Below are 19211 nucleotides of genomic sequence, written 5' to 3' on the forward strand. Positions count from 1 at the left end.
TATTTCCTATACAAGCAAGCTATGTTGTAGCAAGAAATTCTGAGTAATCATACCTGCTCTAGTCGTGACATTGGGCAAGGTAACACGCTAACAGAGGTGGACGAAACTCATAGTGAATAGCACCTCCCATGCCATCTTCGGCCAGTAAGCCTGCCTGGAGTGATTCTTCCAGTATATCCAGGATCGCGTCCTCATCATACTCTGCCCCAAGCTGAAGCACCTGTTGCAAGGTAAAAGCACTTCCCAGGCGAGCGCACTTGCGCAAGAGCCGCTGGCTGCATAGGCTCAAGCGACAGAAACGCTGCTCAAGAATCGCTGCGATAGAGCGAGGCAAGATCACCTGGCTGTCTCCTGCGCTTCTCTGTGACAGGTTCCTTACTTTCCTGCCTAGAGCAGCGGCAAGCTCCCAGGCCAGAAAAGGATTGCCGCCCACCTGCTTCTTAATGTCGGCAACCAGCGAGGATGGTACATGAGCCAGCAGATCTTCAATCTGTCCATCCCCGAGGGCTTGTAATGGCACAGGTTGTACTAATTGATCGCGACGCAAGTCCGCAATGAGTGTTTGCAATACTTGATTCCGCATTAACTCAGCAGTTAGACAGGTCACCATAACCGCGATAGGACGCTTACACAAACGTCGTACAAGATAGCATAACAACTCAATACTTTCACGATCAAACCAGTGAGCATCATCAAACACAATGAGCAAAGGTTTTTGACCACAACTAGCATCGAGCCATCTCAGCAGGTCATCACGCAGAGAGAAACGCTCCTGCTCATGCAAGAGCGGCTCCACGGAGGCCAGGGTTACATACTCCCGTTGCCACCTGGACAACACTCGTGTCTGCGAATTTTTGTTTACTGTGTGCGTCTCGCTATACGGGGGGAGAAGTTCGCTCTCGCGCAAGAGACGAAGCACATCTAGCCAGGCATGATAGGGAATAACACATTGCTCCTCCAATACTTTATTCCACAAAACCACCCAACCTATTTCTTGCGCATACTGGCTCACCTCTTCGGCGAGATGTGTCTTGCCCATGCCCGTCTCGCCCGTTAACAGGAACATATGGGGAGTAAGAGACGGAGCTTGCTGAAGAGAGTGGAGCGTACTACACAACTCCTCATACTCCTGCTCACGCCCTACCAGTTCTGGCCTGGGCGCACGATCTTTCAGGTTCCACATCGTCCTGGCCGAAGATGGGGTCCGAGCAAGAAAAACATCCTCAGAAAAGGCATGAAGAGCCATACCAGAGCGCAGCGATGAGATAGGCGTAGATAAGGGCGAAGAGAACGTGGTTAGGGCCTGCATCTTCTTGCAAACAGAGGCATAGAGTTGCCGCGTCTCGGCAAGTGGTTCGGTTCCGTAGAGTTTCGCCAACTTGGTGACCAGGCATTGATAGACATGCGCGGCCTCTGCGGGCCGTTCCAGGCGTACCAGAGCGTGCATAAGACGGCGCACGGCAGCCTCATGGGCAGGGTCAACAGCAATTAAGCGTTCCAAGACCTCGATTTCTTCAAGCCATGCATTCCGTGCCTCGTAGACATCGGCGAGCATGAGCAAAAGACCAATCCATTTGCGCTGCAAGGTGCTACGCCGTGCCTGTGCCCACGAGAGAGTTTGCTCCTCCGCTAAAAATTCGCCCTTGTAGAGCTGTGCCGCCTGTAAGAGAAGATGCTCTCTGGACTGAGCGTCCTGCACTGTGTATGCCAGGCGCAGCCATTCCTCAAACGCATCCGCGTCTACCCACACCTGGCGTTGCTGAGCAAGCATAAAAATATCATGTTCCAGGCGCAACAATTGTGAGTTTGCGGGTCGCTCCAGTTCAGGTTCCAACACCTGGCGCAATCCATGCACGGCGGTGTTAAGGCGATTAGCAGAGATATCCACACCCTGTTCCGGCCAGAGCGCCTCCATCAGCTGCTCGCGCCCCATCATACGCGAGGTTTGACTTACCATGCAAGCAAAGAGTGAGCGCACGCGTCTCTGTTGCCATCCCATCTCACTGACCGTTTCCCATCCCTGACTACGCCATCTTTCCAGGCGGTACTGCCCAAGTAGATAGATACGCACAAGTGGAACGTTCCTGTTAGCTGCATCCTTCATCACCTCTCACTGCCTTTCCAAACATAGGCACGGGGGAGATAGCGCGCCTATCCCTGCATGCAAAACACAGCACGATACGTCTACAGTACATGACAACCTGTCCTACTAAAAGCCCAGCCTTTCTTCCGCTGGCAAGATAAACTCAAGCTTGATATATACTCTCGCATGTATCGTATTCAGGGGAAGGCTTTCTCATCTTTAAAAGTATAAATACATCCAAATAAATTCGCAAGGTGAAGTATGGCAGGTGTTTAATCTGCATAGTAAATGATGAAGTACCTAATACGCCGCGGAGAAAGTGTTGAGAAGAAAGAATCTGGGACATGGCTGCTAAGCCTCGCTCCACAAATCACTCTGCACAGCTGGAGCCGCGACACGTTTCCGACCAGCCTTCGCCCGAGTGGTATCAGGCTTGCGGCCGCTGCTCGCCTTCTTTCCACTAACAGGCACACTCTCTGGCTCGGTAAGAGGCATAGCAGGCATCTCTATGTCCTCTCCAGATGCATGATTGGTATCGACCATGGGAGACTCTTCTGACAGGCTCTCAGTGGCTAGCTCGACCTGCGCCTCGAAGATTGAGTCCCGGCGAATATATATTTCCGGCCAGAGGGTAATGAGGGCTTCTATCGCGCTTTCATCACATGCCTGTAAGGCGGGGGCAAGCTGCCTGACACGCGAGGCAAAGGCGCCAAGCGTGAACGCGTTTTCAGCGCGCAGTGCTGCCAGCATCTCACGTCGCAGTTGCTCTTCCGCTTCGACACTATAGAGACCCAGGCCTGCGACATAGCGCGTTCGCGCATCAACCACCAGTTGCGTCGCCTGCGCCAGCTCTGAACGACGGTAGCACTTCAGCAGGGCATAACACTCTTGCTCCGGGAGGAACCCGCGCACCTGCACATGCGCACGTATTGACGCACTATCTAGCTGAGCCAGGCGCGAGGCAAAATCATCAAAATGCTGGCGTAACAGGTGTAAGACCTCGCTGGCCGAGAGTTGGCCTCGGTAGTAGACAATGGGGAAGGACGAGGCAATCGGGGCAAAGGCCTCCTTCGCGTCGAGAGGGATGGCCAGGATAAGATCCTTGCGCTGCGTCATTTGCAGCAATTTCTGTATCTTGCGTTCCCGATAAGCCGGGGTCCAGAAACCAAGGATCTCCATATAAATACGCTCGCGACCTCGTGAGAGCGCAAAATCGGGTATAAAAATGCTCTGTGCCAGCAGTAACGGCTCTGGTTCGCGTTCCAGGTGCCAGCCATCGGCACCCTGGCTGGCGGCTAAAGCAGTAAAGGCCTCGGCAAAGCCCTGCTCAATACTACTATCAAAGAGCGCGGTTGTAGGAACATAAGCTGTGTTCTCCTCCGCCACTTCGCTCCTGGCAGGCTGTGGCAACAATTGGAGTAGTTTGGCGTCCATCTGAAACTGGTAGCGGCGCTGCAAGAAATGCACGGTTGCCTCCGCTTCTACTAACGCAGCGGAAAAAGACTGCGAACGCCCTGGTTGCTTTTGATACCCCAGCAACACCCGGCAGAGACGCGCCAGGCGCATCCCATATTGCTGTGGCGCACCGGTCACCTCTTGTGGACCATACAACAAGAGTTCGAGCGTGGTTGGACGCCCTGACAGTTCACCCACAAGGTCGGCCTCATAGGAAAGATCATAGTACACACCAAAGCGCCGCGCAAGAAAGCATAAACGCTTGATTACCGCGCCCAATCCCGGTTCAGTGCTGGGCATGGGAAAAAGCTCATCGGCAGATAATTCGTCGGATAAAGCCTGGCAGTCGAGTGAAAAATGGACATCGGAGGCGTTAAAAAGCGCGGCCTCAAACGCCCACTGATTATAGATGGCGGCAACCTCAGGCGCTGTAGGAGGTTGTTCGCCAGTGCGTACCAGTACCGCCTCATCCTCGCTATCTAACACCAACAGATAGGCTAGCTGGTCAGGCGTCAAGCGATAGGTGAGAGCAAACGTCTGTAAAGCCTCCTGGCGCTGGTCAGTCGCCAGAAATCCCTGGTAGTGTTCGTTGACATAGTCGAAAAGAGCCAGGCGTAGCCGGGTGGGTGACATTACGTCCTCCAAGGCCTCGCTCGCCTGCATCTCTTGTAGGATCTCGCCCCACTCCCGCGTACGCCATTGATACCAGTTACTCAAAGTCGCCAGCAAGCAATTAGCCAGGCGATAATCGCCAATATAGGAACGGGCCTCGTCTTCAAGGAAAGCACGCTGTGGACGGCCAAGCATACTTTCATAATAGGCCACGAGTTGCTCTATTTCCTGGTACAGGACGCCAGGGCGTAAAAAATGCAGGGAGAGCCCGAGATCAGGCGCCTTCCCTGACCTGCCAGCACGCCGATGAACAGTCTTTTTGACATCTTGTAAGCTAAAACGCACGGATATCACCTTCCCAGGAAACCATAAGAGGTATACCTTGCCCCCATTATAGCAAAGATCTAGCGCCTTTTTCAGACTTTCGTACGCTCCTCTATTCTTATCGCGCTGGCACAAAACGGAGCAATAGGAGGCATATCCTATTGCCATTGAACATTTGTATGCCCTATGCTATGGTTGGCATTGGGCTGTAAAGTTGTTATGCCGATTATTTAGAGCATCTACAACAAAGGCACCGTTTCAGCCACTGGAGGCGGCAATGAGCACAACCCCACGACGCCTGGACAAATATGAGCTACACACTAAAATAGGTCGAGGCAGCATTGGCGAGGTATGGAAAGGACGGGATCTGCAACTCCAGCGCGACGTTGCTATCAAGCTCCTGCATACCGATTTGCAGCAGGCTAATCCTCACTTCTTCAATGACTTCACGACCGCAGGGACAGCCCTGAGTGCGCTTCACCAGGATCATCTTGTGCCTTTACGCGAAGTCAATGTCTATCGCGCCCCCGATGGAAATGAAACTGTTGCCTACATTGTGATGGATTACATTGAGGGACTAACATGTAACGATTACCTGAAAGTCACCTCGCATCGCGGTCAATTTCCCTCGATACATAACATTGTCTATCTCTACTCTTGCCTGGGAGATGCCTTAGATTACACTCACAGCAAAGGGATCATTCACGGAGATATTAAGCCCAAGAATATCCTGCTCCAGGCAAAAAATCGCACCAATTTTGATGCCGGTGAGCCCTTACTCGTCGATACTGGCTTCTGCCCTATGCTGGGTATCACGCCCAACGCCGACATGCCCTTTTATATTTCACCAGAACAGGCAGGTGGTGGCCACCCCAATACACGTAGCGATATTTATGCCCTCGGAGCCCTGCTCTATGAGGTCTGCACCGGCGTTCCCCCTTTCGTGGAGAAAGCCCCATCTCAATTATGATGCAGCATGTAAATGCGCTTCCAACGCCGCCTAATTTGATCAATCCGAATATTCCCGCGGCCCTCTCTGAGGTTATCCTACGCGCACTTGCGAAAGACCCTATTGCCCGCTTTGCCAGTGCCTCGCTCCTGGCGACCGCTATTGCAGAGGCCTGCTCCATGCGTCCAAGTCTGAAGTTGCGTGCCATCCAGGCCCTTCCAGAGCCAGGCCATTCGGCCGCGCAAAGAGGACCAACCATTAACATTCTCGGGGTTCCTCAGCCGTTTTCACCACAAACAGTGCAACCACCACTCAATGCGCCTATTTCCCGGCCCTTGCCTGCGCTCCCTCCTGCCTCACAACCTTTGTCGTCAAATTCACGTCCCTTGCCAATTCCTCCCAAGGCCTCACAATCGTTACCAGGCATTGACCAGGCTCGACCGTCAAATTCACGTCCCTTGCCAACTCCTCCCGCGACTTCACAATCGTTACCAGGAATCTCACAGTCACCTATAGCACCGTCACAGCGCTCTTCGGGTCTCCTTTCCGGCTATCAAGTCCGTGATGCACACCATGCCTCACCCCAGCCCACGCCAGTTGTAGGGCCTGTAAGGCCTCCAGAAATGCCAGCACGCGAGCCGCAACAGGCAACTCATGTATACTCATCAGTAGCGACACCACGATCTGCAATGGTGCCACAAACGCCACCTCTGGCGTTACCTCCGCGCCGCCAACGCCTTACCGATAAGCCCGCGTATATTTTCCTGATCGCAGTCGTGTTGTTACTCATGCTCGGAGGTGCATTACTGGGAACCTTCTGGCTCCAGCCCCATAACACTCAGCCCACAGCAACCATCACAAATACCGCACGCGTCTTCTTCCAGGATGATGCGCTTGGGCATAACGATGTGCTCCACCTACAAATAGACCACATAGACGCTCCCGCTCAAGGCAAGGCCTATTTTGCCTGGCTAGAAACGGAGACAAAGCCACTGTCCCTGGGCATACTACCGCTCCAGAATAATGCCATCACCTACACCTATCCTGGCGATACGCAACATACAGACCTGCTAAACATCGCGACAGGGGTGCTTATCACGTTAGAGCAAGCGAATACACAGCCCCAGGCTCCTGGCCAGCAACACATCTACCATGGAGTGCTCGACCCCAAAGTCGCGACCGCAGTCAAAAATATTCTCTCCTCGACTCCTGGCCTGGAGAATAACCAGAGCGTGATCGTGACGCTCTTTGAAACCATCAAATCGATGAATGATAAAACAGGCAGTATTGCTGATACCCTCCAAAACCATGTAAAAGATAAGGCCCTGGCTATGCGCCAGGCCATACGCGTCATCGAGATGCTCGATGGTAGCAGCAATGCCCACCAGTCAGGAGATCTGCCACAAAATCTTCCCTCTCAGCTGAGTATAGCTCGAGGACTGCTCTCCTCGCCCAGCCAGAAAGGCTATCTCGATATTCTGAATGAACAGGTGCAGCAGGTCAAGCAGGTCGCTGGCGGGAACAAAGAGCTGTTACAGCGCATCCAAAATACCGAATATGCCATTCAAGATCTGCGAGACTGGCTCCAAAAAGTACGTGCTAACGACGTTCTTCTATTGAAGGCTGCTGACCTGGCTGATCCAGCGAACCTCAGTATAGCTCTCCAACTCAAACAGGCAGCAGCCGACTCTTACACCGGGCGCACGATTCCTCCGAATCAGAGTCCACAACCACTACCAAACTCCGCAGGCGCAAACCAGGCCTATATCGAATGCCAATACATGGCGGCCATTGACCTCCAAAAATTGTAGGGTCCATGCTGGCATGGACTCCGAGCGCAGCGACTTCCTGCACATGAGGTATGGACCTGCAGGCCGAAGAGCCCATGCCAGCACGGACCCTACAATTTAGCGACGCCGCTTCGCCACCGACTCCTCAGTGGTATCGGAGGTGACCAGTTCATAGAGCAAGGCCTCGCCCTCCTTGGGACGAAGCACGCGCCCCAGGCGCTGGATATACTCGCGTTTAGTGCTATTGCCACTCACGATAACCGCCACACGGCAGTCTGGCACATCGACGCCCTCGTTTAATACGCGCCCGGTGACCAGTTTTGTATACTGGCCTGAGCGAAAACGTTCGAGGATGGTGCGCCGCTCATCGGCAGGCGTTTTATAGGTGATGCTGGGGATACACAGGCGGCGACTGATCTCATCCACGACATAGTTGTACTCTGAGAAGAGGATGGCCTGGTCCTGAGCATGTTCGCGCAAGATACGCTCGATTTCAGCGTACTTGGCGGGGGCGTTCATGGCGATGTTGCGCGCCTCACGCCAGGCCAGCATGGCTTCGCGCGCCTCTGGATCGCGTGCACTCATATAGATCACCTTCTGCTGAAAATCCTCGGGCGAGCGAATAACAATGCGCCGTCGCTGCAAAAACGAGCGGTAGATCTGGCGCTGCTCATTGTAGCGCTCAGCATCCTCCTCCGCCAGGGCAATAGGTACGACCACTTCACGATATTGAGCCAGGTAGCGACCCTCAGTTAACTCGGAGGGGGAGCGGCGATAGACCTCGGGTCCAATCAGCTCATCAAGCTCTGTATGCGCCATGTCGCTACGCTCGGGGGTCGCGCTCAGACCCAGGCGTAAGGGGGTAAAGGCCGACTCCGCGATCAGGCGATAGGTTGGTGCGGGAAGGTGATGACACTCGTCAAAAACCAGCAAGCCAAACTGGGCCAACTCGCGTGGATAGAGCGCCGCCGAGTCATAGGTAATTACAGTGATGGGCTTCAAGGTTTTCTCGCCGCCACCAAAGAGGCCGATCGCACTGCTCTCCAGGGAGAGGGCGTCGGCCAGGGCAACGCGCCATTGCTGCAATAGGTCAATCGTGGGCACCACGACAAGGGTCCAGAGTCCCAATTCGTGCAGGGCCATCGCAGCGGTAAAGGTCTTGCCAGCCCCGGTCGGCAAGACTACAACGCCCGCGCTTCCCACCTCTAACCATGCCTTTAAGGCCTCCTGCTGATACGGGCGCGGCTCCTTTGCCAGGTGAGTGACAAAGGGGAGAGATGGACGTTCCTCGAACGCGACGCGGAGAGAAATTTGCTGCTCCTGGAGCGCCGCCTTCACAGCGCTAAAATAGTAGGGCTTGGTGCGCCAGAAGGCATGACGCTTATCCTGGGTCAGGGTCTCCGCCACAAAAGGCGAGAGGCGCTTCCCAAACAGCGCCGTGAGTTGCTCTTCAGGGGTCAAGTGACTATATTCTGTGGAAGGCGTGATCACCAGGTCACGTCCCCGCATTTCTAATACCGTCTCGGATGTCGCTTTTTTACTCACGCTTCTCTCGCTTCTGCGTTAACGCTTTCTGCTCAGATACAGAATTGCTTTGATCTACTTACCTGTGTCTATTCTTGCGCGCCCTCACACAAACGGAACCGGCCTTTCACCTGGATATAAGCATAAAAAGCAGGCATCACACCTCTTTTCAGCGGGGATGTTGCCTGCTTTAATTATGTTCCGTGCCCCCAATCAGGGAGAATTACGCGCCGTTGAGGCCCACGCGGGCCTCTAGCTCGCGTGCGACGGAGTAGGGATCGCGCTCACGCTTCGTGATATCGTCGATCAACTCATGCCATTCTTCCTCGCTGACGGCCTCGCGGAGCGATTTGGCCACGGCCTGGAGGATGAGGGCCTGGAGTTCGCTGCGCACCTGGCGCTGGGCACGGCTCTGCATCATTCCGCTCTCCTGGAGGTAGGTGCGATGCTTCTGAGCGGCGTCCACCAGTTCGGCGATACCTTGCTCTTTCACGGCCGAGGTCTTGATGATAGGGATACGCCATTCTGCCTGCTTGCGATTGGAGTCAAGGCTGAGCAGCATCGCCAGTTCGGCGACCGTCTGGTCGGCGCCTGGCTTATCCATCTTACTTACTACGAAGATATCCGCGATTTCTAAGATACCTGCCTTGATGGCCTGGATGTCATCACCCATGCCGGGCGCGACCACCACGAAGACCGTCTGGGCCGTGCGCATAACCTCGACCTCGGCCTGGCCTGTGCCCACGGTCTCAATAATGATCGGGTCATAGCCCGCGGCATCCATGGCACGCACGGCGTCGCGCGTCGAGGCGGAGAGACCGCCCAGGTTCCCTCGACTGGCCATGCTGCGAATGAAGATATTGGGATCGCCTGCCAGCTCCATCATGCGAATGCGATCACCTAAGATAGCCCCACCACTGAAGGGGCTGGTCGGGTCCACCGCGATCACACCAACCTTGCACTCTCGCCTGCGATACTCACGCACCAGGCGCGCCACCAACGTGCTCTTTCCAGCGCCGGGCGAGCCTGTCACGCCAATGATATGCGCGTTGCCAGAGTGGCGATGGAGTTCAGCCAGATACCGAGAAGCTGCTGGGGCCTCGTTTTCGATCAACGTGACCATCCGGGCCAGGGCACGCCGATCTCCTTGTAGTAAACGTTCAATGATGTTTTGCAAGGCTTATACCTCGGTCAGCAGGCGCTCAGACCGCACATTCTCCCGGACGAACTTGATGATCTCATCGGTCGAGGTCCCCGGTCCGAAACAGCCCTGGATACCCATGGCTTTGATTGCGGGAATGTCTTCGTCGGGCAAGATGCCGCCTGCCGCCACCAGCACATCATCAACTTCGTTCTGCTTGAGTAGCTCCATGACTTTGGGAAAGAGAGCCATATGTGCACCGGAGAGAATGCTCATCAAAATCGCGTCCACGTCCTCCTGGACCGCGGCTTCAACGATCATCTCCGGGGTTTGACGAATGCCAGTGTAGATTACTTCCATGCCCGCGTCGCGCAAGGCACGCGCAATTACTTTCGCGCCCCTGTCATGCCCATCCAGGCCAGGTTTGGCAACCAGGACGCGAATTTTACGTGTATCAACCATAGGTGACTCCTTTGTCGGCGCTTCTTCGATCTACTTCTTATCCGAAAACCCTGAGCGCAAAGCGCTAGCTGCGAGAGCGGCGTTGGGTTTCGGAATAAGATCTTAGAGGCGAACTGCTTGCTCGCCGTCCCTGGAGAGCTGATTCGTAGAGCGCGCAGATCGCTTGCTCTAGCTCCTCGTACATCTCCTTCTCCTTCAATTCTACTACGGGAGGTTTCGCGCTGCAAGCAGACTGTAGCTCTCTGGCCCGCTGAATGATAAAACGGCGCTCGGGGCCAGCCAGGGTGGGGACTGGCAGGTGCGCCAGGACATGCTGCTCGATCTGCGGCTGCACCCATTTATACGCGGTATGCAATACATAGGTATAGACACGCAGGAGACGCGAGTTGAGCAGAGCCAGCAGGAAAAACAGCTCGTCTTCCTGCTCCTGGGAGGTGCATAGGTCCTCACGCGTAAAGTTGAGTATATAGAGCGTCTGTAAGACAATGTGCCCCTCAAGGTCGAGCGAGGCCTGAAGCTGGCCTGTACTCTTGATGACCAGAATTTTGGGGGCGTGATAACGCGCCAGGGGCTTGTGAATATGCTCGCGTTGCATCCAGCGTATAGCTTGAGGGAAGCGATAGGGATGAATATCGACGCCTCCCCGTAAGACGGGATACCACTCACCCTCATCCGGACGCCAGGGTGAGAGGAGCGCGTGATCCTTACTCAGCTCCTCACCGCGCCGAACGGTAACCCAGTGTGAAAGCGGGGCCAGCAGGGACTTCCTACCCGCGTGGGCCTGGCTATGCAGATAGAGGCGTTCAATTAAGGTCCCCTGCATGCGCCCCCATAAGTAGCGTAACTCCGCTTCAGGTTGGCGTGCCAGAACCTCCTGCCTGATCATACTGGTATGCGCGTGTGCCTGTTCGGACTTCTCGCGCCCTAGAATTGGCGTATGCAAAGTCAACGATTCACTGCCGATGGAAATGGGCACCACCGTTCCACTAGGCAGGTGCCAGTGTCCACGTGTCCAGGTCACCTGGTGCGAACGCTTAGGCAGGCGCTTCTGTGCCACAATGACGACCGCGCCCACAAAGGCCGAGAAAACACCGGAGAGATGCCAGAGCTGGTGGATCGTCGTCTCTCGCAACAGTACCTGGCGCTCGCTTGCGGCATTGGTACGCGCGAGCACTGGATCTGGCAGCACCAGGCCAATCCAGCCGCCAGGGCGTACCAGGCGCAACGCCAGGTCGAGAAATAGCAGGTAGCTATCGCTCTGCCCCTGATGGCCATGTGCCTGGCGATAGGCGCTAAGATCCGTATTTTTGGCCGCCAGGTAAGGGGGATTCGCCAGAAAGAGATCGATATCGGCATGACGCTTTTCCGCCAGCGCCTGCCCCCAGGGAAATGTGAGCGCGTCGGCCTGGTGGATATGGAGTGGCAGAGAACTGCGATACTGGGAAGATTGCAGGGTATATGCAGCAAGTGCTTCGCGGAGGTGCATCTCAGCCACAAAACAGGCGACGGGATCGGGATCAAAACCCCAGATATTTTGCTGGATGCGGCTCAAGGTCTGACGCTGGCTCAAACCGGTGGCCTCCGCCGAGAGGACCAGGCGATGTAAGACAGCCGTCAGGAAGTTGCCGCCACCGCAGGCGGGATCGAGGACACGGAGCTGGGTGAGATTGCGCTCGGGCGAGAAACCACAAGCATCGAGGATCTGCTCCACCAGACGTGGTGGCGTCGAGAAATGTCCTCGCGTCTTCCGCTCAGTCGGAGCGAGACTGGATTCGTACCAGTTGACGAGATCGTGAGCTGCCATCTCTCCCCTTCCAGCTTTCTTTTAATAAACCAGAAGCATCTATTCATTGGTTACATTGCTTCGCATTGATCAAAGCTGAGGCTGCGATTCATCCTCTATATCAATGATTGGAGCTTTCCCGCGCTGTTTCTGTAGAGCCTCTAGCGCCTCGCGAGCCGCGAGCCGTCCGGCCTCTTTGATGCTGGAGGCCTTGCCCAGGCCTAGAAGCGTCTCCTGATCATAGACGCCTACCAGGAAGACACGATCATTATTACGCCCACTCTGCTCCAGGACACGGTAGCGTGGGAGACTTCCCGTGCGCTGCAAGATAATCTTTTGCAAACGCCCTTTAGGATTGGTGTCCGCCTGCACACTGACCTGCTCAACCATAGGCAGAATCGCTCGCGCCACAAAGTCGCGCGCGACCTCTGCCCCCTGATCGATATGGATCGCCCCCACCAGCGCCTCCAACACATCCGCACATAATGAGTCACGCGACCGCTCATTAAAGGTGCGCAGGTTCGCGATATCCACGCGAATAAAAGGGAACAGCCCAAGCTGCTGCCCAATAAGCGCAAAGACACGACGGCTTACCACCTCGGACTTGAGGGCCGTCATATCCCCTTCACTCGCGTTTGGGAAGCTGCGATAAATATACTCCACAACATGAGCGCTAATAATCGCATCGCCCAGGAATTCCAGGGTGTCATATGAATCGCGTAGCGCCGTTTCGGTACAACACGAGTGATGCGTAATCGCTCGTAGCAGCAGAGAACGGTCGTGAAACGTCACCTGAAGCAGCGCTTCTAATGCGAGCAAATTATCGATATTTTCTATATCTCCCATGATCCCATTATTATATATCAGTATTCTATAGCACGTCGATGTTACCCATCGTTTATATCATGATATCATATCTACTGCGAGATAGGAGAAGCCTGTTTCACCAACGCTACAAGGTATGCTACACTGTGGTCTGGTAACCCTCCACCGGGAATATCACTCATAAAAGGTCGTTATTCGTATGCAAGCACAAAGATTTTTTCGGGCTACACCCCACATACATATATTTCTAACTATAGCTGCGTCTCTCGCCCTGCTCCTGCTGGTGATGACTCCCCTGCCAGGGCAGGCGTCTTCCATCCTCCTGCGCTCAGATCCCCCGGCAGATAAGCTCCTGCTCACTGCGCCATCCGAGGTTCATCTCTGGTTTAGCGAGGATCTCAATTCGGCAGCCAGTACGGTCATGGTCCAGAACGCCGAACACAGGCGAGTCGATTTACGCACCTATGCCAGTGGTCATGAGCTTGTCGTCCCATTGCAAAGTCCCCTGCCGCCAGGAGTCTACACCGTCTCCTGGCGCACACTGGCAAGCTACGATGGGCAGACGCTGACAGGAGCCTTTAGCTTCGGCATAACTGGACCAGATGGAGCCTTACCTCAAGGCACAAACTTAGCGGGAGTAGCTAATGCCTTTGGCGCCACGCCTCTCGCCTCCGGCCAACTCGATCTCGCCAGCGTGCTCTATGGGCTAATGCAAGCCATTCTAGCGCTGGGTGCAACCTTCTGGGTCGGGACCTTGTTCTGGCGCGCATTCATTACACGCAAACAGGTAAGCGCTGAGCAGCAAGCACTACGCGAGCGCGAAGAGCGGCTTTTTGAGCAGAAACTGGCGCAGCCGCTCCTGATCCTCCTCCTGTGCGCTAATATTGGTTTATTATTCAGCAATAGCCTGGCACTGGCTCAGGGAGAGGGCGCGCAGGTTATACCCAGCGCCATACAACTCCTTACCACGGGAGGATTTGGGACCTACTGGCTTTTGCAGCAGTTTCTGCTCATCGTCGCGCTCCTGCTGCCTGCACAGACTACTCCTGCCACCGATGCGCAATATTCGCGGTCGTCGCTCGTGACATGGGGAAGGCTGGCCCTGGGCTGCGCCCTCCTGCTCCTCTTCGCCCTGAGCGGACATGGCGCATCCACCACTATCAGTGGCTCACCACTCCTGGGCCTGGGTAGCGACTGGCTTCACTGGCTGGGTACCGCTATATGGGTCGGCGGCATGTTCTACGCCACCTGGGTCTACCTGCCCGCTCTACGCGATCAGCTCCCGCTCACTCAGGGTAAGGCTCTGCTGAACACACTAGGCACTTTCTCTCCCCTGGCCCTGACCGGGTTGCTTCTCCTCCTGGTCACAGGACCCTTCAGCTCCAGCCTGCACCTGCAATCCTGGGAGCAGTTGTTAAGCACCCCTTATGGTTGTACCCTCATTGTGAAATGCCTCCTGCTGGGAATACTGCTCTGCGTGGGAGCCGTGCAAGACCTGCTCATTCGCCCGCGCCTTAACCGCGACTACAAGAAAATTGAGCGGATCCAGGTTGAGGCTGGCGAGGAGACAAAAGCACACTTCGCCGCTGATGCCAGCAAGAAAATCGAGCGCCAGGTCGAACACACCACACGCACGCTCCACACGCTTCTGCGCTGGGAGGCGCTGCTGGGTGTTACACTCCTGCTCGCAAGCAGCCTCATGAGCGTCTACGCGGCTACCACCGCGCCTGCTCAGCCTGCTAGTAGTACAGGCACCGCGACCAAAACAAATAAGCCTTTCCAGCGAAGCATGCGAACCGAGGATCAACAGTTCAACGTTCAACTTACCATCTCACCCAATCGCATTGGCCCTAACACCTTCACCGTCCATGTCCTGGATAAGCAGGGGCAGAACGCGAAAAACATACAGGTTGGGCTGGCTGCGGATATGGTTGAGATGCGCATGGGCGCCACGCTACTCACCTTACAGCCTGACAACAAAGGAAATTTCAGCGGTACCGCCATCCTCCCCATGAGTGGACTGTGGCAGATTGATGTCCACATCCGCACTACGGATACTACACAACATACCGCCAGTTTCCGCATTCAGACATCTTAAAAATGTTTATGTAGAAAAATATTTTGAGGAGCAGATTATGAGCTGGGGCAACAGGCGTTTTCGACGCTGGCTACCATTGAGCTTATGTATACTTATGGCCCTGGTGCTCGCGAGTTGTAGCGGCACCGGGAATGATACCACAACAAGCAATGCCCAGACCACCCAAAAGGTCAATGTCTTTGGCACAGCCGCAAACCACCCTCACTCCTTGCTGGCCTTTGCCAACCATACGCTCTTGCTCGCGACCCACTATGGCCTCTTCCGCACCACAGATGATGGCACAAGCTGGAAGATGGTCGCAGGAGGAGCTGGGCAGGCCATGGAGGGCTTAATGAGCTACTCCATGGTGAGCAGCCCCGTAGATCCTCAACGCGTCTATGTCCTGGCTCAGCCCACCGACAAGTCATCGAAGGGCACGCCTGGCCTCTACACCAGTGGCGACCAGGGGCAAACCTGGCAGCTCAGCATTGCCGCCAAAAAGCTTACACCCAGCACGCTTTTCCTGGCCCAGGCTGGCACTACCTCCGCCAACGAAGTCTATGTCTATATCAACACCCTGGGCAGTCATGGGTTACTCGTGAGCCAGGACGGTGGAAAGAACTTTCAGGCCGCTGGCGAGCTTCCCTTTGGTAGCCTGAGCAGTCTGCTCGCCCTCCCAGGCGAGAAACATGTGCTCCTGGCCGGGAGCAGCGATGGCCTAGCGCGCAGCGAGGATGGCGGTCAGCACTGGGCAAAGTTACAGAACACAGGCGGTGTTTATGAACTGGCCACAGGCGGGAACGACGGCCCTATCTATGCCGGCGGCGATGATGGCGTGTATGCCTCTCAGGATCATGGTAAGACCTTCCAACAGGTCTATTCAGCCGCGGCCATTAACTCACTGAGCGTCTCCTCACAACAACCGCTCACACTTTACGGGAAGACGGGCACGTCTCTCTATCGCAGCAGCGATGGCGGCAAAAGCTGGAGCAAACTACCTCCCCTGCAAGGAAACTACTTCAATGTGGTTGCCCACCCGGGTAACGCAGGAGAGGTCTATATCTCGCTCTCCTACCCGGTTGCCATCTATCGCTTTGACCAGTCCAGCCAGCACTGGGCCTCGCTGACACCGAAAAACTAGAAAGGGAGAAGTGACATCATGGTGCACAGTAGACGTCGCTTGCTCTATCTCACCTTACTCTTGACTCTTACTCTGATGGGCCTCCTGCTCATGGGGAGCAGTCCTCGCCTGGCCTATGCCGATGGCGGCGCGCCCAACCTGGCCTACGTGGCAGGCGCCAGCCAGGGCTTGAGCATCATCGACATCGCTACGCAGAAGGTCACAAAAAACGTAGCACTGAAAGGCGACCCACACACCGTCCTGCTCAGCGTCGATGGCGCGAACCTCTTTGTGACACTACCTCAGAGCAACCAGGTCGCGGTTCTCGATACGCATGATGGACATACACTCTGTACGGCGAGCGTTCCCGGGCAGCCCACGCTTCTAGCCTATGACCTGAATACCAAGCTTATCTACAGTGGCGGCAATGGGACCGGTGGCGTGCGTGAGATTGATCCCAAAAACTGCCAGGTTATACGCACGCTGGCAACAGATGGTCCCGTCTATGGACTGGCTATGGCCTATGTCTCAGATCCCCAGTCAGATACGGTTGGCAATCAGCTCTGGATCTCTAGCGAACACGACGTCATTGTCTATGACCTGAAACAGCATAAGCGGCTTGCCAGCATTCCCGTTGACGGAGGTCCTCAATATCTCTCGAACCCACCTGGGGCAACGACCTATGTCACTACGCGTGCTGGGGACATTATGACTATTGACCTTGTCTCCCACAAGGTCACAAAAATTCTCTCTGACGGCTCTTATGGTCCCATGGACTTTGATGAAACTACGGGCGAGATGTATGTTCCTGACCGGGGCACCAACCGGCTACTGGTGCTCAACCCGGTACATGGAGGCTTCGCTCTGCCCAAAGAGCCTAACCGGGTCATCTCGCTGGAGGAACATCCCCAATCAGTGGCTATTACCAGCGATGGGCAGTTTGCCTTTATCGCGCTCGCGAGCGGCAAAGTCGTCATGTACGATGTTCCTGGACGCCAGCCCATCAATACCCTCACAGTAGGCGGCAGCCCTCAATTTATCATCACAGGCCTCTATCCACCTGCACTGACCCAGGCCGTGAACGCATCGCCTGATAGCCTGCTCACAATTGTCAACATCGTCGCCTATGTGCTGATTGTATGTCTGCTGCTTGGCCTCCTGTTCATCTTCCTGCGCTCACGCAAGAAGGCCGAGCCACACAAGAAGGGCTAAAGATAGCCAATACTGATACAACAGATGTGTAGAGCGCCCTGGTAGCCGCAGGCTACCAGGGCGCTCTACACATCCTATTCAAAGGCACAAAGGCAAGCTAAGCGCGTGTCACAACTGAGAGGATCTCTGGGCTGCGATTCAGCAGGCGAGGAGTCACAAGCGACGTTATACCGATATAGACAAGGACACCATAGACCAGCGAAAGCGGGGCCGTCAGCGACCAGAGCCAGGTCATGCCAAAGAAGAGCGGCGCGCCCAATGCCAGCAGGACCGGCACCATCACCACGACCAGGACCGCGAGCGTCACCAGTGACATCACGGCCCGCATACAGCCAGCCTCAGAGCTTGAACCCATTGAGGTCTGGAAGCCACGCTGAATCTGCCGCCACTGCTGAGGGAAGAAGACCGAGGTCAGGTTTCCCAGGCCCACGACCACAAAGATAGCAGAGAAGCCACCCGCCAGGACAGGAACGAGCAGATTCAAGCTATGCGAGAGGAACATCGCCACCGGCACCAGGATCACCAATTCCACAATCCCGATCGTGAAGGTGACCAGGTTCTTGCCCCATAGGATATGCCAGGGCTTGATCGGAAAGAGGAAGAGCGTACCCAGGCTCTGGCGCTCAAAGCCCAGGATATTATACGAGAAGCGATAGAGCGAGAGACAGACCATCAATGGCACCAGCAAGAGCGTGGACCAACTAGAGAAGCCATTTGCGTGCGTTCCACCGCCAGATGTGGCATTAAACAGCGTCACAGCGACCACAAAGACGGGCGCAAGCACCGATTGCAACAGCGCTCCAGTGATCTGCGGATCGCGCCGCATATATTTCAGATCCTTGCCCAGCAGCGAAAGTGCTGGCGTTGGGAAGAGGCGCTCCAGAAGAGCAGGCCTGGGTCCGGATGCCGTTACAGGGGCTGCTGCCGCTGTGGAAGGTACCACCGCCTCACTTGTGGAGCGACGACGCACACGCCTAGCCGAGTTGTCGACCTCGGGACGTACCACTGCCCGCTCTACAATCATTTGCCAGAGGAAGAGAGCCACCACGCCGACCGCCAGCAAGGCCAGCAGCCAGAGCAGCGCCTGGCCCCAGTTCCCCAGCGAGGCCTGCTCAATGGCTCGCGCCGCCATACCGGGCGGGAGCCATTGGAGATAGGGCGAATACGGATGATTGCTCAGATTATTAATGAAGTTCTCGGTAAAGATTCCGCGCGAGACAAACTGGCAGAGATAGCCAGAGAAGGAGATAAGCACGATCAGGAAGACACCCAGGTCACGGAAACGACGGCTCTGCAAGAAGCTCATCAAAAGCGAGAGGATGAGCTGGCCGATACCAATCACCTGCACATAAAACACCAGTACCGTCACGATACTAAAGAGCACCAGGGGCAGCGAGAAGGCCCAACCTGCAATCAGGCCAGCAAAGACCAGCAGCAGCCCCAACGTCATCGTATCCAGCAGGGTCGAGAGCACGAGACTAAGCATCTTCTCGCCCCGCGTAAGTGGGAAAAGCGCCAGCTTGGTCAGGTCCAGGCCTTCATTGGTATTAAATTCAAGCAGCGGCAGGACCAGCCAGAGCACATTCAGCGCCGTCAGGAGTAGCAGGGTCGCCTCAAAATTGGCGGGAGCAGGCAGAAAGCGGCCCGCCGCGAAGAAGAGAAAGGCTGCCCAGAAGCCTGCCCAGAGCAGCACCAGGATCAATACAATACGGCTAATGATGCGGCCAACCTTGCCCTTACCAGGACGGGTAAAGGCGCGCAGAAATGTCTTCCAGCGCAGCCAGAGCAGCCAGCGGATTTTATCGCGATGGATAAGCACACCACACTCCTATTACTTCTGATCCGAAACCCTGA

At 55.5% G+C, this 19211-nt stretch carries 13 protein-coding genes; 5 read left to right on the top strand and 8 right to left on the bottom strand.

Annotated features, from left to right (window positions below):
* Nucleotides 1-58: 58 nt before the first annotated feature.
* Together JMJ16_RS24720 and JMJ16_RS24725 are read right to left on the bottom strand one after the other, a co-directional pair.
* A complete protein-coding gene (locus JMJ16_RS24720; protein WP_201385800.1) occupies nucleotides 59-2071 on the bottom strand; it encodes an AAA family ATPase in 2013 nt (670 codons plus the stop codon).
* Nucleotides 2072-2434: 363 nt separating this feature from the next.
* Entirely contained in the window at nucleotides 2435-4495 is a 2061-nt protein-coding gene (locus tag JMJ16_RS24725; protein ID WP_201385801.1) for a DUF790 family protein, read from the bottom strand.
* 256 nt (nucleotides 4496-4751) lie between these two features.
* Here JMJ16_RS24725 and JMJ16_RS24730 point away from each other — a divergent pair, with 256 nt between their 5' ends.
* Together JMJ16_RS24730 and JMJ16_RS24735 are read left to right on the top strand one after the other, a co-directional pair.
* A complete protein-coding gene (locus tag JMJ16_RS24730; protein ID WP_201385802.1) occupies nucleotides 4752-5444 on the top strand; it encodes a serine/threonine-protein kinase in 693 nt (230 codons plus the stop codon).
* Nucleotides 5441-7234, top strand: a complete 1794-nt coding sequence (locus tag JMJ16_RS24735; RefSeq protein ID WP_201385803.1) for a hypothetical protein — start codon at nucleotides 5441-5443, stop codon at nucleotides 7232-7234. Before JMJ16_RS24730 ends, JMJ16_RS24735 begins: the two co-directional genes overlap by 4 nt.
* Nucleotides 7235-7330: 96 nt before the next feature.
* Here the strand turns inward: JMJ16_RS24735 and JMJ16_RS24740 are convergent, their stop codons facing one another.
* The 5 genes from JMJ16_RS24740 to rnc form a co-directional block, all read right to left on the bottom strand.
* Nucleotides 7331-8758 carry a DEAD/DEAH box helicase gene (locus JMJ16_RS24740; RefSeq protein WP_236601673.1) on the bottom strand — a complete coding sequence of 476 codons (1428 nt, stop codon included), beginning with the start codon at nucleotides 8756-8758 and terminating at the stop codon, nucleotides 7331-7333.
* Nucleotides 8759-8960: 202 nt separating this feature from the next.
* Nucleotides 8961-9914 (bottom strand): methylmalonyl Co-A mutase-associated GTPase MeaB, encoded by a 954-nt coding sequence (meaB, locus tag JMJ16_RS24745; protein WP_201385804.1) that lies wholly within the window; start codon nucleotides 9912-9914, stop codon nucleotides 8961-8963.
* 3 nt (nucleotides 9915-9917) lie between these two features.
* A complete protein-coding gene (locus tag JMJ16_RS24750) occupies nucleotides 9918-10340 on the bottom strand; it encodes a cobalamin B12-binding domain-containing protein (RefSeq protein WP_201385806.1) in 423 nt (140 codons plus the stop codon).
* A 64-nt stretch (nucleotides 10341-10404) separates the two neighbouring features.
* Nucleotides 10405-12144 carry an N-6 DNA methylase gene (locus tag JMJ16_RS24755; RefSeq protein ID WP_201385807.1) on the bottom strand — a complete coding sequence of 580 codons (1740 nt, stop codon included), beginning with the start codon at nucleotides 12142-12144 and terminating at the stop codon, nucleotides 10405-10407.
* Between the two features lie 69 nt (nucleotides 12145-12213).
* On the bottom strand, nucleotides 12214-12969 hold the full coding sequence (rnc, locus tag JMJ16_RS24760) for a ribonuclease III (protein WP_201385808.1): 756 nt from the start codon (nucleotides 12967-12969) through the stop codon (nucleotides 12214-12216).
* Between the two features lie 178 nt (nucleotides 12970-13147).
* On the opposite strand from rnc, the gene JMJ16_RS24765 reads away from it, so the two are divergent.
* Genes JMJ16_RS24765 through JMJ16_RS24775 form a run of 3 tightly spaced genes read left to right on the top strand, consistent with a single transcriptional unit; the run spans nucleotide 13148 to nucleotide 17357 of the window.
* Nucleotides 13148-15046 (top strand): FixH family protein, encoded by a 1899-nt coding sequence (locus tag JMJ16_RS24765; protein ID WP_201385809.1) that lies wholly within the window; start codon nucleotides 13148-13150, stop codon nucleotides 15044-15046.
* Between the two features lie 37 nt (nucleotides 15047-15083).
* On the top strand, nucleotides 15084-16166 hold the full coding sequence (locus JMJ16_RS24770; RefSeq protein ID WP_201385810.1) for a hypothetical protein: 1083 nt from the start codon (nucleotides 15084-15086) through the stop codon (nucleotides 16164-16166).
* A gap of 18 nt (nucleotides 16167-16184) precedes the next feature.
* On the top strand, nucleotides 16185-17357 hold the full coding sequence (locus JMJ16_RS24775; RefSeq protein WP_201385811.1) for a YncE family protein: 1173 nt from the start codon (nucleotides 16185-16187) through the stop codon (nucleotides 17355-17357).
* 97 nt (nucleotides 17358-17454) lie between these two features.
* Here JMJ16_RS24775 and JMJ16_RS24780 read toward each other — a convergent pair whose 3' ends face one another.
* Complete coding sequence (locus tag JMJ16_RS24780; RefSeq protein ID WP_201385813.1) at nucleotides 17455-19176, bottom strand: hypothetical protein; 1722 nt, start codon at nucleotides 19174-19176, stop codon at nucleotides 17455-17457.
* Nucleotides 19177-19211: the final 35 nt, after the last annotated feature.

This window comes from Ktedonobacter sp. SOSP1-52 (assembly GCF_016587395.1).